Origin of the sequence: Nonomuraea monospora (assembly GCF_039531895.1) — a bacterium.
Taxonomy (GTDB): domain Bacteria; phylum Actinomycetota; class Actinomycetes; order Streptosporangiales; family Streptosporangiaceae; genus Nonomuraea; species Nonomuraea monospora.
Genome location: NZ_BAAAQX010000027.1, coordinates 112287 through 126415, shown reverse-complemented (window position 1 = coordinate 126415; position 14129 = coordinate 112287). Strand labels below are relative to the sequence as shown.

Sequence of the window (14129 nt, the reverse complement as noted above, 5' to 3'; positions counted from 1 at the left end):
CATCACCCTTGACCCGCGGCGATGAGGGCTTCCTCGCGGGCCGCGGCGCCGGCGCGCAGCAGCGGGACCAGCTCCTCGCCCCAGTCGCGCACGTCACGCAGCGGGTCGAAGCCGCGGATCAGGAAGTTGCGGATGCCCAGGTCGTAGTACTTGAGCAGGGCGTCGGCGACCTGCTGGGGCGTGCCGACCAGGGCGGTGGAGTTGCCGCCGCCGTCGGTGAGCTGGGTGACGCCGAACCAGAGCCGCTCGTCGTGCACGAGCTTCTCGTCCGCCTCGTCCTTCAGCCGCTGGGCGCCGACCGCCGTGTTCTCGCCGCGGCCGATCCGCCACGTGCCGCCGCCGTTGCGGGCGAGGTTGTCCTCGAAGGCGCGGCGGATCCCGGCGGCCTTCTCCCAGGCCGCGTCCTCCGTCTCGGCGACGATCGGGCGTACGGACAGGGAGAAGCCGATCTCGCGGCCGTGCCGCGCGGCCTCGGCGCGGATCAGGTCGACGCGTTCGCGTGTCTGTGCCAGGGGCTCGCCCCACAGGGCGTAGACGTCGGCCCACCGGCCACCCACCCGGATCGCGTCGTCGGACTGCCCGCCGAAGTAGATCGGCACCTCCCCCTGCGGCTTGACCGAGCTGAACGCGCCCTCGTAGCGGTAGAACTCCCCCTCGTGGTCGAAGGGCTCGCCTGAGGTGAGGGTGCGCCGCAGCACCTCGATGAACTCGGCGGTGCGCCGGTAGCGGGCCTGCTTGTCGGCGAAGTCGCCGTCGCGCCGCTGGTCGGTGTCGCTGCCGCCGGTGATGTGGTGGATCGCGACGCGGCCCGCGCCGGTGAGGTTGTCCAGCGTCGCGAGCTTGCGCGCGGTGAGGGTGGGCTGGATGAAGCCGGGCCGCTGGGCGATGAGGACGCCCAGCCGTTCGGTGTTGTAGAGCACGTGGGCGGCCGCGGCGAAGCCCTCGGGCGAGCTGGCGCTGTGGGCGACGAGCGCGCGGTCGAAGCCGGCCTCCTCGTGGGCGCGGGCGAAGTCGGCGAGGTAACCGGGGTCGACGACGGGTCCCCGCCAACCGGCGCTCTCTGAGCCGTAGGTGGTCGAGACCATTCCCAGGATCTGGATCGACAAAGTGCGAACCTTTCGAAACGTGTGGACTGAGCCGCTCAGCTGGGGCGAGCGGCGCGACGGCAGGCGCTGCTTCGTCGGCGACATCGTGTCTGCTGGGTCATGGTGGCTGGCTGGTTCACGCCCCTCAGCCTGCGGTCTTGCCGGTCGGGGTGTCCAACGACGATTCCTCATCACAACCGATCACGACGGCTAATAAACCCTTACATTTGGTAGGGATAATGGGTATTATGGCGGGCATGAACCGTACGCTGGACATCGCTCCGTTGCGCAGCTTCGTCGCTGTCGCCGACGCCGGCGGCTTCCAGCGCGCCGCCGACGCCCTGCACCTCAGCCAGGGGGCGGTCAGCCAGCACGTGCGCCGGCTGGAGACCGCGATCGGCCGCCCGCTGGTGGAGCGGCGCGGCCGCGGTTCCCGCTTCACCGCCGACGGCGAGAAGCTGCTGAGCCTGGCGCGCGGCATCCTCGCGCTGCACGACGAGGCGCTGCGCGGCTTCGACCACGAGGCGCGCGGCACCGTCGTCATCGGCTCGACCGAGCACGCGGCGGCCCAGTTGCTGCCGCACCTGGCGGCCACCCTCGACGGGGCCGCGCCCCGCTACGGCGTCAAGTTCAGGATCGACCGCGGGACCAAGCTGCGCGAGAGCTTCGCGACGGGCATCATCGACCTGGCCCTGCTCATCGGGCCCGCCGACGACCCGCGCGCCACCCCGGTCGGCGACCTGTCACTCACCTGGTACTCCGCCCCCGGCTGGACGCCGCCCCGGCGGGGTGAGCCGCTGCCCGTCGTCGCCTTCGACAACCCGTGCGCGCTGCGCGACCGCGCCCTGGTGACCCTGTCGCACCACTCGATCCCGGTCTCCATCGCCGCCGAGGCCAACCAGCTCGCCGGCGTGCACGCCGCCGTCAGCGCCGGCGCGGGCGTGGCGCTGCTGGCCACGCTCGGGCAGACGCCGGAGGGCCTCGCGCCGCGCGACGACCTGCCGAGGCCGAAGCCCCTGCCGCTGGCGCTGTGGGCCCGCCAGGGCGTCGCGCCGACCGTCGCCGAGCGCGTGTCGCAGGTGCTCCGCCGCCTTCTGACGACCCCGGTACTGACCCTCGCAAAAGGAGCTTGATGCCTGTTCAGCCGTCCGACGGAGGCTACGTCCGCACGCCCGGCGGCGTCCTCGTGCCCGGCGACATCGACCCGTTCCACCGGACCCTGCACCACGTCGCCCCGGGCGGCCTGATCGGCCAGACGTCCCAGACCTCGGGGATGAAACGGCTCGAAGCCGTCAGCGGCAAGACGGTCGGCGCGCGGAGCCTGTGGATGGGCCAGACGCATGTCGCCGCCTCGACGTCGTCGGGCAACCACCACCACGGGGCGTCCGAGACCGCGATCTACGTGGTGTCCGGCAACCCCGTCTTCGTCTTCCTGGACGTGGAGGGCGACGAGCCGGCAGAGCGCCGGATCCGGACCAGTCCCGGCGACTACATCTTCGTGCCGCCGTTCGTCCCGCACCGCGAGGAGAACCCCGACCCTGACTCCGAGGCCGTCGTCGTCATCGCCCGCACGACCCAGGAGGCGATCGTGGTGAACCTCGACGGGCTCGACTGGTCCGAAGTCCGGCTCTGACCCGTGAGCGCCGACGTCCGAGATCGGCCCTGCCACCCGGTACGCGGTCACCTCACCCACCGGCGTGCGGGCGCGCTACGCGGTCGAACCGGCCGACCGGCACCCACCACTTCAGGGTGGTCAGCGCAACGTCTGCGTCCCGATGACGGACAGCACCTGCAGCTTCTCGTAGCTCTCACTGCCGGGAACGGCGGTGTAGACGAGCAGCGAGTGCGCCTGGGCCGGGTCCACCAGCCGCTGGCAGGTCAGCTCCAGAGCGCCCACCTCGGGGTGCACGAAGCGCTTGACCTCGTGCGGGCGGATCCCGATCTCGTGGTCGCTCCACACCCGCCGGAACTCCTCGCTGCCGTTCAGGAGCAGGTCGGCGAGGCGCGCGGCCCTGGAGCCGGGGCCGCGCAGGGTGACGATCTCGCGCAGCCCGGCGGCGTACATGCGGGTGAGGAACGCGTGCTCCTCCGGCGCGTACAGCCGCCGGGCGGCGGGATCGGTGAACCACCGGTACCCGATGCTGCGCTCAGGCCCGGTGTACCGGGTGGTGTCGCCGGTGAGCGCGACGCCCATCGGCGTCTGCCGCAGCGTCTCGCCCAGCTCGGTGACGATCTCCGCGGGCGTGTCGTTCAGCCGGTCGAGGATGCGCAGCAGGCCCGGGGTGATGTGGTCGCCCGAGCCGCCCCGCGTCGGCGGGTTGTGCCCGGCCAGGCGGAACAGGTGGTCGCGCTCGTCGAGCGACAGGTGCAGCCCCTGCGCGATCGAGGCGAGCATCTGGCTGGACGGCTGCGGCCCGCGCTCCCGTTCGAGGCGGGCGTAGTAGTCGGTCGACATGTTGCACAGCGACGCCACCTCCTCGCGCCGCAGCCCGCTGGTCCTGCGCCGCTGCCCGCGCGGAAGGCCGACGTCCTCGGGTTGCAGAGCCTCCCGGCGGTTGCGCAGGAACTCCGCCAGCCCGGCGCGATCGATCACGACACCTCCTCCTTCTCGGGTACGGCCTTTCTACCAGCAGCTCACGGTGGTAACCACGGACCGCCGATCCACCCATCCGGCCTGCCAGCGGGGGATCGGGAGGTCCTGGATACGTCCGCGCCGCCCCCCGAGGATCGATGCCATGACCCGCGACCGCATCGACATCACCGTTCCCGACCTGTCCGGCAAGCGCGCCGTCGTCACCGGCGCGAGCGACGGGATGGGCTTGGCCATGGCCACCCGGCTCGCCGCGGCCGGCGCGCAGGTCGTCCTGCCCGTCCGCAACCCGCGCAAGGGCGAGGCCGCGATCGCCGCGATCAGGCGGGCCGTCCCCGGCGCGGACGTCTCGCTGCGCACGCTCGACCTGTCCTCGCTCGACTCCGTCGCCGCGCTCGGCGCGGACCTGCGCGCGGAGGGCCGCCCGATCCACCTCCTCATCAACAACGCCGGCGTCATGACCCCGCCCGACCGGCAGACCACCGCCGACGGGTTCGAGGTGCAGTTCGGCACCAACCATCTGGGGCACTTCGCCCTCGTCGGGCACCTGCTGCCCCTGCTGCGCGCCGGGCGGGCGCGCGTCACCTCGCAGATCAGCATCGCCGCCCGCCAGGGCGCCATCAACTGGGACGACCTGAACTGGGAGCGCGGCTACCACGGGCGGCGCGCCTACAGCCAGTCCAAGATCGCGTTCGGGCTGTTCGGCCTGGAGCTGGACCGGCGCAGCAGGGCCCGCGGGTGGGGCATCACCAGCAACCTCTCCCACCCCGGCGTGGCGCCCACCAGCCTGCTGGCCGCCCGCCCCGAGCTCGGCCGCAGCCGCGACACCCTCCAGGTGCGCCTGATCCGCCGGCTGTCCGCGCGCGGCGTCCTCCTCGGCACGGTCGAGACGGCGCAACTGCCCGCGCTCATGGCCGCCACCGGCCCCGACGCCAAGCCCGGCGTGCTCTACGGGCCCAGCGGGCCGGGCAACCTCGGCGGGCCGCCCGCCGAGCAGCGGATGTACGCCCCGCTGCGCGCCGCGGACGAGGCGGCGCGCGTCTGGGAGGTCTCCGAACGGCTGACCAGAACCACCATCCCGGCCGTCTGAGCCGCGGACGAGGCGGCGCGCGTCTGGGAGGTCTCCGAGCGGCTGACCAGAACCACCATCCCGGCCGTCTGAGCCGCGGACGAGGCGGCGCGCGTCTGCCCGATCAGCCGACCCAGTAACTCCCCATTAGCCGAAGCGCAGCAGCAGCTTCTCCGGGCCCAGGATCCCGAGCGGCCCCGGCCAGGTCACCGGCCCCGCCACCGACGGCGGCCCCAGCCGGGCGGCGAGGACGGACAACGCCTCACCCACCTCGACCCGCGCCAGCGCGGCCCCCAGGCAGTGGTGCGGCCCCGCGCCGAACTGCAGCGGCGGCACGTCCCTGACCTCGGTGATGTCGAACCGCCCCGCGTTCTTGTACGCCCGCGGATCGCGCTGCGCGGCCTTCACGCACATCGTGAGGTACATCCCCTTCTCCACCGCGAGCCCCTTGTACTCGAAGCTCTCGGCCGCGAACCGGTAGACGCTGCCCGACGACGGCTGCCAGCGCATCACCTCCTCGACGGCCAGCGGCGTCAGCTCCGGCCGGCGGCTGAGCAGCGTCCACTGGTCGGGGTGCTGCGCGAAGGCGAGCATGGCGTTGGCGAGCTGGTGGCGGGTCGTGTCGTGGGCGGCGAACACGAGGGTGACCAGCAGGTTGCGCAGCTCGTCCCGGCTGACCTGGCCGTCGCCCGCCTGGTACGCCTCCACCAGGTCGGAGCTGAGGTCGTCGCCCGGGTGCGCGATCTTGTCGTCGATCAGGTAGTCGGCGTAGTCGTTCAGGCCGTTGACCGCGCCCTCCAGCCTGGCCACCACGTCGCCGCCGCCCGACAGGCTGAACACCAGGCCGAGGTCGGCGGTCCAGGTGCCGAAGTGGTCGTAGTCCTCGGGCCGCACGCCGAGCAGCCGGCACATGACGGCGAGCGGCAGCCGGATGCCGAACTCGGCGACGAAGTCGTGCGTCCCGCCGTCGTCCAGGCGTCCGGTGAGCCGCTCGGCCTGCTCGTGGATGAACGGCCGCAGCAGCGCCATCCGGCGGGCGGTGAACGCCTTGTTCATCAGGCCGCGCAGGCGGCGGTGCACTTCGCCGTCATGGTTGACGATCATCGGCACGAACCAGTCGTAGATCGGGCCGCCGGTGATGCCGTGCGTCTCCATGTAGCGGCGGCCGTCGTGGGTCAGCCTGCGGTCGCGCAACAGGTCGTTGGCCTCTTCGTAGCGGAGCACGAGCAGGCCGAAGGGGCTGTTGGCGTACCAGCTCTCCGCCTGCGCTGCGTAGACCTCCGGGGCCTCGAAGTCGAACGCGGGGTCCAGGACGTCGAGGAACGGGACGTTCGGGGCTGCGGGTGTCGCCACGCCATCCTCCTGCGGGATTCTCACTTACGTGATGCGTGCCGCTTCAGCCTCTTCCGGCATCGTCCGCCTGGAAAGTAACGCTCTACTGTCCTTGTGAATATCGGTCAGCCTTGTGGTGAAGAGGCGCATGTCGCCGCATTTGAGGTCGTGTCATGTGGATCAATTCGCCCGGGCGCCGGCGTCCCGGACCGATCACCGACCTCCCCGCCACCGTGGACGAGGCCCCGCGCCCGGGCGGGCGTCACGGGGCCTCGGACGACGAGCACCGCAAGGGTCATCTCATGTCGCGCCGGTCGTGCAGGGTCGCGACGCCGTCACCGTCCAGCTCATCGCAGTAGACCGAGCGCCCGGTCATGGCCATCACCAGCGCCACGGTCGTACCGGACACCAGCGGCCCGGACCCCGTCGCGAAGGGTCCGTCGGTGGCGGCGAGCCGCAGGCCGACGATCCGCTTCTTGGCGGCGACGACCAGGTCAGAGCCCCGGTAGTACTCGGCGACCCGGGTGGCGGTCTCGATCGGGTAGTCGTGGCGGATGCCCAGCGGTCGGCGGATGTCCTCGGCGTGCACGATCGTCTCCCCCAGCATCGCCACGACCGGGAGCGGCGGTTTGCTGGTGCTCGCGACGACGCGGCGGAACCTTTCGTACGTCTCGGCAGGGGTGGCGCCGAGCTGCGCGGCCAGTTGCATGGCGACCTGCTTGTCGAAGTCGAACCGGCAACGGATCACTCCCGCCAGCCACCGCACCCCGTTGAGGCTCGCGCCCGCGGTGAGGTGCGCCAGCACCTCCCGCACGCTCAGCCCTGCGCACAGCGACGGCGTCGCCCACTGCTCGCCGGTCAGTTGCGCCAGGTCGTCCGCCAGGGCCGCTCGCTCGGCGTGCACCATCGGCCACAAATCGGCCGCGCGACCACCGCGCGTCTTCTGTGCTGGATTGCTCATGTCAGACAGCCTTTCCTTCTCACTCAGGCATGAGACTTGCGCCGGGGGACAAAGTCATCGCTGGTCCATCACCATGCGCGACCCCGGGCCCGCGTCCGAGGCCCCGGATCACACCTCACCGACGACTCTGGCCGGCACCTGGGTCTTGGCGTGCGATGGGTTGTACAGCACCGGCGACACGCCCCCGGCGCTCTCGGCCGCGCCGGCGTGGAACCGGATCACCTCGTCGTCGTTGAGCGGCACCCCGTCCGGGTTGGGCGGCACCCAGTCCGGCTGGATCACCTGGCTCGTGCCCGGCTCCAGCGCCGCGGCCCTGCGCACCCGGCCGAGCATGACGGTCACGGCCGGATGCGACCCTCCGATCTGCCCGCAGCCTCGCCACGTCCCGCGCGGATGCCCTTGCCCGCCCGCGCAGATGAGCGCCGCGATCTGGCCCCTCCTCCGAGGCGCCGCCGGGGCGATCTCGTCCCCCGGACCGGCGTAGAACTGTGCCGTCCATCACCTCGACGTTTATTGTCGGTGGCGTGCGGCACAGTGGTCGCATGAGCAACTCTCCCGCCGAACTGCAAGACCCGCCCACCAAGGTGGACGATCACGCCAAGAGCACCCCTCAGGGGGCCGACTCCCTGACCTGCCCCACCTGCCAGGGGGTGGTCGTCGGCGTGGACGCGGGAGCCTACACGGTGCTGCGCGGCCAGCTGATCGTCAGCAACGGCTACTGCAAGGGAGACCGCTGCGGCGCAGCAAAGTGACCGGGCGGTGCGCGATCATGTAGTCCATGTCGGCCCCCCGCCCCGAACCCGCACGTTCCCCCCGAGCCCGCCGGCTCGGCTGTTTCGCCTGGGCGCTGGCGCCGTTCGTGCTGCTCGGCGCGATCGTCATGGCTCCTGGATGGGTCAACGACTATCGGCTTGCGCGCATGGTGGACCGCATCCAGGAGTATCCCCTGCCGGCCGGGGCGGAGTTCGGCTCCTTCGCCCCGCAAGCCGAGACGAGCGGCGGCGACTCCGGCGACTGCTGGTACACCATCCGCGTCCCCATCTCCACCGACCTGCCCGTCCACGAGGTCCTCAGCTACTACCAGCAGGCCAAGATCGAAGACCCTGACGGAGAGGTGGGCGACATCTCCGTCTCGGCCTGGACCCTGGTCGGCAAGCCCGGCGACCGGACAGACGAGACCACGGCGACCGGCCCGGTGATCATGGACGTGAGCGGCACCTACTCGGGCGGCATCCTGGACGACCGCTGCCGGTGAACCCGCCGCCTTGGTGGAAGTGCGGGCACGGACGCTGACGCATCGTCCAAGGGGCCGCAGTCCTGCCAGTCGGGCGCGATGGAGATCTTGCGGAGCAGCCCGACCCCGCACAGCACCCGCCACGTTTCCTCGTAACAGCCCACAGATCCATCCAACCGTCACATCGTCATCCGTCACCCGACGGATCGTCACCGACAAGAACGGCCGGCCCGGATGGGGGCCGGCTTCCGGTGGAGACGGTGTGGCGTACTTGGTCTCACTTACCTGGAATGCGACCTCCCCAGCGATCTTGTCCGGTACGGTCACGCCGATAACCGAGGAAAGTCGGCGACCACCTCACGAAGAAACTCCGCTGGAGAGGAACCGCGTGTAGTGGACATGATGGTCAGAGTCCTGGGGCCGATCCAGCTGTGCGGCATCGACGGGCGGCCGGTGCGGCTGAGCGGCAAGTTACGCGCGCTGCTGGCCGCCCTGACCTTCAACGTCAACACTCTGGTCTCCAGGGAACGGCTGGTGGAGGCGTTGTGGGACGACCCGCCCCTGTCGGCTGTGAAGAACCTGCACAGCTACATCACCCAACTGCGCAGGACGTTGCCGGTCGGGGCGCGACTGCTCACCAAGGAGGTCGGGTACCTCCTGGAGGCGGGCGCCGGGGAAGTGGATCTTCTGCAGTTCGAGGAGGCGATGGGCGCGGCCAGGGGGCACACCCAGCAGGGCGAGTTGGAGGCCGCTGACCTGCAGTTCCGTAGGGCGCTGGCGTTGTGGCGGGGGAAGCCGGCGGAGGGCACCTGGCTGGCGGGGCCGCTGCTCGCCCAGGTGAGCGAGCTGAACGAGCGGTTCGCCACCGCGAGGCTCGACTGGGCGGAGACGAAGCTCGCCCTAGGCCGGCCCGAGGAGGTGATCGAGGACCTGCGAGTCTTCCTCGCCGAGCAGCCGTTGAACGAGCGCGGGTGGCGGCTGCTGATGCTGGCGTACGCGCGGTCGGGGCAGCGTGACAAGGCGCTCGAGTGTTTCCGGCGGGCTCGATCGGTGCTGGTCGACGAGTTGGGGGTGGAGCCGGCCGAGGAGCTGCAGCAGCTCAACGCCGCCGTGCTGGGCGGCACCGTGCCGGCGTTCGATCCCGCGTCGCTCGCGCGGCGGGCCCTTCCGGACGATGAGGCTGAGGAAGGTGAGCCCGGCGTCCAGTCCGTCCAGGAGGAGCGGGACGAGCCGGGCCGGGGCGGGACCGTTGAGCCGCAAGCCCCGGCAGGGCGTGGGGGTGGTGTCTGCCAGTTGCCGCCGGACATCGCCGACTTCGTCGGACGGCAGGGCGCGCTGACGGCGGCGGTGGAGTCCCTGCGCCCCGGGAGCGCTCCCGCCGCCCTGGCGCTGTGCGTGATCTCGGGGCAGGGAGGCGTCGGGAAGTCCGCTCTCGCCGTACATGTCGCTCATCGGATGCGGGACGACTTCCCCGACGGTCAGCTGTACGTGAACCTGCGGGGCGGCAGTGCCCATCCGGTCGATCCGGAGGAGGCGCTGGGCCGGTCGCTGCGGGCGCTCGGGGTGGACAGCGCGGCGGTTCCGGCGGGGCTGGACGAGCGGGCCGAGCTGTATCGGGGCATCCTCGCGGGCGGCCGGTACCTGGTGGTGCTCGACGACGCCGCCGGCGAGGGGCAGGTCAGGCCGTTGCTGCCGGGCACGCCGGAGTGCGGGGTGCTGGTCACGGCGCGGCACCGGCTGACCGCGCTGCCCGCCGCCGCCCTGATCGACCTGCCCGTGATGCCGCCCGCCGACTCGCTCGACCTGCTGCGGCACCTGATCGGGGCCGAGCGGGCGGCCGAAGCGCCTGAGGACACCGACCAGCTCATCCGCCTGTGCGGCGGGCTGCCGCTGGCGATGCGCATCGCGGGCGCCCGGCTGGCGGCGCGTCCGCACTGGGCGGTGTCCCAGCTCGTGACGCGGCTGAGCGACAGTCGCGACCTGCTGGGCCAGCTCTCGCACGGCTCTCAAGGGGTACGCGCCAGCCTCGCCGTCGGCTACCAGGGGCTGACCGGCCCGGCGCAACGGCTGTTCCGGCTCCTGGGCTTGCTGGAGGTGCCCGACTTCGCGGCCTGGGTGGCCGCCGCGCTGCTCGACCGTCCCTACACGGAGGCGGAGGACGTCGTGGAGCAGCTCGTGGACGTACGGCTGCTGGATGTGACCAGGGACGAGCCCACCGGCCGCGTCCGCTACCGCTTCCACGACCTGACCCGCGTCTACGCCCGCGAGCGCGCCGAGGCCGAGGAGCCCGGCGACGAGCGGGACGCCGCGCTGCGCCGCGCCATGCACGGCTGGCTGACGCTGACCCGCCGCGCCCACATCAACCTGTGCGGCGGCGACTACCGCCGCTCGCGCGGCCCCGGCCCGCTCTGGTCGCCGGAAGAGCCGGTTCTGGACGGTTACGTCGGCGGCGATCCGCTCGGCTGGGCCGACGCCGAGCGGGCGGGCATCGTGGCCGCCGTACGGCAGAGCGCCGCCATGGGCGCCGGGGAGCTGTGCTGGGAGCTGGCCTCCACCGCGACGCACCTGTTCGAGACCCGCTGCCTGCACGACGAGTGGCGCACCACCCACGACATCGCGTTACGCCACGCCCGGGCGGCAGGCGACACGCGTGGCCAGGCGGTGCTGCTGAACGGGCTCGGCAGGCTGTATCTCGCCCAGGACGAGGTGAGCCGCTGCCGGGAGGCCTTCGAGGAGGCGGCGGCGCTGTTCGAGCGGGCCGGTGATCGGCACGGGCGGGCGCTGGCCCTGGTGAACCTGGCCGAGCTGTACCGCATGCAGGGGCGGGGTGAGGAGGCGATGGTCTGCTACGAGCAGGCGGCGGGCCCGCTGGCGCAGGCCGGTGACCGGGGCACCGAGGTGACCGTGCTGCGCGGGATCGGCCGGGTGCACTTCTCGCACGGACGGCTGGAACTGGCCGACCGGTACATCCGGCGGGCCATGCAGATGGCCTGCACTCTGGACAAGGGGCGGTCGTGCGAGTTCAGCCGGATCGTCCTGGGCGAGATCGAGCTGGCGCGTGGCCGTCATGCGGCGGCGGAGACCTGTTTCCGGCTGGCGAAGCAGCGGTTCGACGCGATCGGGTTCCCGCGCGGCACGGCGTACGCGACCCTGGGGTTGGCCATGGCGCGGCGCGAGCAGCAGGACCTCGCCGCCGCGCAGGACCTGCTGGGGCAGGCACTGTCCATCAATCGCGAGCTGGGCGATCACCACGGCGAGGCCCGGGTGCTGTTCGAGCAGGCCGGAGTGCTGCGCCTGCTGGGCCGCCACCGGGAGGCCGCCGCGATGCTGGCCGACGTGGTGGCGATCTGCCGGGCCATCGGCGTGCCGCGCCGCCACGGCCTCGCGCTGCGCGCGCTCGGCGACGTCCGTCATGACGTCGGCGACACGTCCGCCGCCCTCGATGCCTGGCGGAGTGCGCTGGAGCTGCTCGACGCGACCTCGTCGCCGGAGGCGGCCGAGGTCGCCGCGGTGATCGAGCGGCACTCCGCCGGTGAGAAGCAGGCTTCACGGTGATGTCCTCGGTCGTCATCTGGCATATGCCGTCTCCATGGCCGTTGTATGGCGCAGCAGAAGATCATTTCCGTGTGGTCTCGCACCGAGCATCACGTACGGCAAGAAAGGGAGTCATGTCGGAGCAAGGCATCAATCGGCGTCGTCTGCTGACCTCGGCCGCGGCCCTGGGCGGCCTGTCCTTAGGGATGGCCGCCGTCCCCGGCCTCGCGCAGGCCGCGTCCGCCCGCCGCGCCGCCCGCAGCGCTGACACCTGGGAGAACCTCGCGGACACGTCGTCCTTCAACAGCTGGACGGCCTTCAACACGCAGTGGAAGGTCAACTACCCCTGGGGCCCCTACCACAACGGCGCCGCCATGATGGACGCGAGCCAGCTCTCACTCTCGGGGGGTGTGCTGACCATGACGGCGACCAGGCTCCCCAAATCCGAGGTGACCAGCCCGAGCAAGCCTGAATGCCCCATCTGGTACAAGTCGGGGGCGATCCACGCCAAGCAGCAGATCATCGTCAACGACCAGTACCCCGAGTACGACATCTCCGGCGAGTTCTCCGTCGAGCCCGGCGTGGGCGTCTGGCCCGCCTTCTGGACCACCGGCGTCAGCGCCTGGCCACCGGAGACCGACATCCTGGAGTACGTGGGGCTCTCCTCCGACGAAGGGCCCGTCAACCTCTGCAACACCTGGAACAGCACCGAAACCGAGCAGCCGGGAGAGAGGAAGGACGGCGCCAACTGGGTCACGCGGACGCAGGTGCCCGTCTCCGACCCCGCCGAGTTCCGCAGATACCGGGTCTGGATGACCAAGCAGGGCAACGACGTCCTGCTCGACTACTACGTCGGTGACGGTGAGGACGGCTGGGTGGCGTCCCACAAGGCCGTGGGCTGGGTCGGCAAGCCCATGTACCTCATTCTCAACCTGCAGATGGGCTCCTACGCCAGCGGCCTGAGCGAGGAAGGAGACCCTGGATGGGAGGACCAGTTGCCCGCGCCCATGGGCGACACCCGCTTCCGCGCGCGCAACGTGTGGTTCGGCCGCACCGTCGTCTGATCGGCACGACCATCGCTCGGGGAGCCCAACGAGAATGTCCTTCCAGCACTTGTTCCGGCCACGCCGCTCGCCGGTGAGCCGCCTGATCAGATGGGGCGGCGTCTGCGCCGCCGCCGTCCTCGCCACCTCGATCCTGGCCGCCGGGCCAGGCACCCGGACGGGCCAGGCCGCCGCCGCCGACGCGGCTCCCGTCTCGGCCATTGACGCGCGGCCCAACGACGGCTCCGGCTACTGGCCGGACTTCTCCAACACCGGCTACGCCAACACCCCCGCCAACGCGGGCGGCCTCGGGCTGGGCGCCTACCCGGGGCAGCTCACCGACTATGAGGCCGGCATGAGCCCGGACAAGCCGCTACGCGTCGAGTTCCCGGACAACAGCGTGATCGCCTTCACCCGCTTCACCGCCCTGAAGACGATCATCTACGGCGACAACCTCACCTTCGTGGGCTGCCTGTTCGAGGGCACGAACCCCAACGACAACCTGGTGCAGATCTACTCGGACACGAACGTCAAGTTCCTGTACTCGACGTTCAAGCCCAGCTCGTACGAGCTGCCGCCCGGCAACGACGGCACGGTGTCGTCCTCGCCCACCGAGCCGGGCACGCCGTTCGAGGACTCCTGGCAGCTCGTGACGACGATGAAGGAAGCCGTCGCCGTCATGGACCACAACGACATCTGGGGCAACGCCGGGATGATCATGGTGACGGGGTTCCCCGATCGCCCCTCGACCTGGACGAACAACTACATCCACGACATGGCCGACACCGCACACGACGTCTATCACCACGACGGCATCGGGCCGCAGAGCGAGGGCGACGGCGGCAACATGATCGTGCACCACAACACCCTGGCCTCCCTGGGCAACACCAACGCGCTCGCCCTGCAAGGACCGGGCGTCTACAGGAACGTCTCCATCACGGACAACTACGTCTCCGGCTGGGGCTACGCCCTGCACGTCGGCGACCTCGACAACGCCGAGAACATCACCGTGACAGGGAACGTGTTCTCGGCCGAGCTCCGCCAGCTCTACGGCTTCCTGTACGGCAACCTCTGGGGCGGCAGCGCTCGCGGCTCCACCTGGCGGGGCAACCTGATCCAGGCGCGGGCCGGCGACGGCAACACCGCCTTTTCGACGGCCGACCACGGCAAGTACCTGTGGCCGTCCGGCACCACCCACACCACCGACTACACCGGCTGACCCACCCCTGCGTCCGGCGCCCGACTCACCGCTGCGTCCGGCGCCCCACCCACCGCTGCGTC

At 71.3% G+C, this 14129-nt stretch carries 13 protein-coding genes; 8 read left to right on the top strand and 5 right to left on the bottom strand.

Translation table 11 applies throughout. The annotated features are described in order from the left end of the window. Positions 1-2: 2 nt before the first annotated feature. Positions 3-1106 (bottom strand): LLM class flavin-dependent oxidoreductase, encoded by a 1104-nt coding sequence (locus tag ABD331_RS39960; protein WP_344487275.1) that lies wholly within the window; start codon positions 1104-1106, stop codon positions 3-5. 236 nt (positions 1107-1342) lie between these two features. Here ABD331_RS39960 and ABD331_RS39955 point away from each other — a divergent pair, with 236 nt between their 5' ends. After that, complete coding sequence (locus tag ABD331_RS39955; RefSeq protein WP_344487273.1) at positions 1343-2218, top strand: LysR family transcriptional regulator; 876 nt, start codon at positions 1343-1345, stop codon at positions 2216-2218. Continuing rightward, positions 2218-2718, top strand: coding sequence for a cupin domain-containing protein (locus ABD331_RS39950; RefSeq protein ID WP_344487271.1), 501 nt, complete (start codon positions 2218-2220; stop codon positions 2716-2718). The genes ABD331_RS39955 and ABD331_RS39950 overlap by 1 nt, the downstream gene beginning before the upstream one ends. Before the next feature lie 120 nt (positions 2719-2838). Here the strand turns inward: ABD331_RS39950 and ABD331_RS39945 are convergent, their stop codons facing one another. Continuing rightward, positions 2839-3678, bottom strand: a complete 840-nt coding sequence (locus tag ABD331_RS39945; RefSeq protein ID WP_344487269.1) for a helix-turn-helix transcriptional regulator — start codon at positions 3676-3678, stop codon at positions 2839-2841. A gap of 142 nt (positions 3679-3820) precedes the next feature. Here ABD331_RS39945 and ABD331_RS39940 point away from each other — a divergent pair, with 142 nt between their 5' ends. Then, on the top strand, positions 3821-4765 hold the full coding sequence (locus ABD331_RS39940) for an SDR family oxidoreductase (protein WP_344487267.1): 945 nt from the start codon (positions 3821-3823) through the stop codon (positions 4763-4765). Positions 4766-4891: 126 nt separating this feature from the next. Here the strand turns inward: ABD331_RS39940 and ABD331_RS39935 are convergent, their stop codons facing one another. The 3 genes from ABD331_RS39935 to ABD331_RS39925 form a co-directional block, all read right to left on the bottom strand. Beyond that, positions 4892-6097, bottom strand: a complete 1206-nt coding sequence (locus ABD331_RS39935) for a cytochrome P450 (RefSeq protein WP_344487265.1) — start codon at positions 6095-6097, stop codon at positions 4892-4894. Between the two features lie 274 nt (positions 6098-6371). Further along, complete coding sequence (locus tag ABD331_RS39930; protein WP_344487263.1) at positions 6372-7037, bottom strand: maleylpyruvate isomerase family mycothiol-dependent enzyme; 666 nt, start codon at positions 7035-7037, stop codon at positions 6372-6374. 108 nt (positions 7038-7145) lie between these two features. After that, on the bottom strand, positions 7146-7379 hold the full coding sequence (locus ABD331_RS39925; protein ID WP_344487261.1) for a hypothetical protein: 234 nt from the start codon (positions 7377-7379) through the stop codon (positions 7146-7148). Between the two features lie 200 nt (positions 7380-7579). Between ABD331_RS39925 and ABD331_RS39920 the strand changes: the two genes are divergently transcribed. The 5 genes from ABD331_RS39920 to ABD331_RS39900 all read left to right on the top strand — a co-directional run bounded on the left by ABD331_RS39920 (position 7580) and on the right by ABD331_RS39900 (position 14067). Then, positions 7580-7789: a hypothetical protein gene (locus ABD331_RS39920; protein WP_344487259.1), complete on the top strand. Its 210-nt coding sequence runs from the start codon at positions 7580-7582 to the stop codon at positions 7787-7789. Positions 7790-7815: 26 nt separating this feature from the next. Further along, positions 7816-8292, top strand: coding sequence for a hypothetical protein (locus ABD331_RS39915; protein WP_344487257.1), 477 nt, complete (start codon positions 7816-7818; stop codon positions 8290-8292). Positions 8293-8670: 378 nt separating this feature from the next. Next, entirely contained in the window at positions 8671-11826 is a 3156-nt protein-coding gene (locus tag ABD331_RS39910; RefSeq protein WP_344487255.1) for an AfsR/SARP family transcriptional regulator, read from the top strand. A gap of 113 nt (positions 11827-11939) precedes the next feature. After that, on the top strand, positions 11940-12869 hold the full coding sequence (locus ABD331_RS39905; RefSeq protein WP_344487253.1) for a hypothetical protein: 930 nt from the start codon (positions 11940-11942) through the stop codon (positions 12867-12869). 34 nt (positions 12870-12903) lie between these two features. Continuing rightward, positions 12904-14067: a hypothetical protein gene (locus tag ABD331_RS39900; protein WP_344487251.1), complete on the top strand. Its 1164-nt coding sequence runs from the start codon at positions 12904-12906 to the stop codon at positions 14065-14067. Positions 14068-14129 lie beyond the last annotated feature (62 nt).

Bases quoted from the DNA above. Each gene is read 5' to 3' on its own strand.
- ABD331_RS39955 (WP_344487273.1), top strand. From the start codon at position 1,343: ATGAACCGTACGCTGGACATCGCTCCGTTGCGCAGCTTCGTCGCTGTC.
- ABD331_RS39950 (WP_344487271.1), top strand. From the start codon at position 2,218: ATGCCTGTTCAGCCGTCCGACGGAGGCTACGTCCGCACGCCCGGCGGC.
- ABD331_RS39940 (WP_344487267.1), top strand. From the start codon at position 3,821: ATGACCCGCGACCGCATCGACATCACCGTTCCCGACCTGTCCGGCAAG.
- ABD331_RS39930 (WP_344487263.1), bottom strand. From the start codon at position 7,037: ATGAGCAATCCAGCACAGAAGACGCGCGGTGGTCGCGCGGCCGATTTG.
- ABD331_RS39920 (WP_344487259.1), top strand. From the start codon at position 7,580: ATGAGCAACTCTCCCGCCGAACTGCAAGACCCGCCCACCAAGGTGGAC.
- ABD331_RS39915 (WP_344487257.1), top strand. From the start codon at position 7,816: ATGTCGGCCCCCCGCCCCGAACCCGCACGTTCCCCCCGAGCCCGCCGG.
- ABD331_RS39910 (WP_344487255.1), top strand. From the start codon at position 8,671: ATGATGGTCAGAGTCCTGGGGCCGATCCAGCTGTGCGGCATCGACGGG.
- ABD331_RS39905 (WP_344487253.1), top strand. From the start codon at position 11,940: ATGTCGGAGCAAGGCATCAATCGGCGTCGTCTGCTGACCTCGGCCGCG.
- ABD331_RS39900 (WP_344487251.1), top strand. From the start codon at position 12,904: ATGTCCTTCCAGCACTTGTTCCGGCCACGCCGCTCGCCGGTGAGCCGC.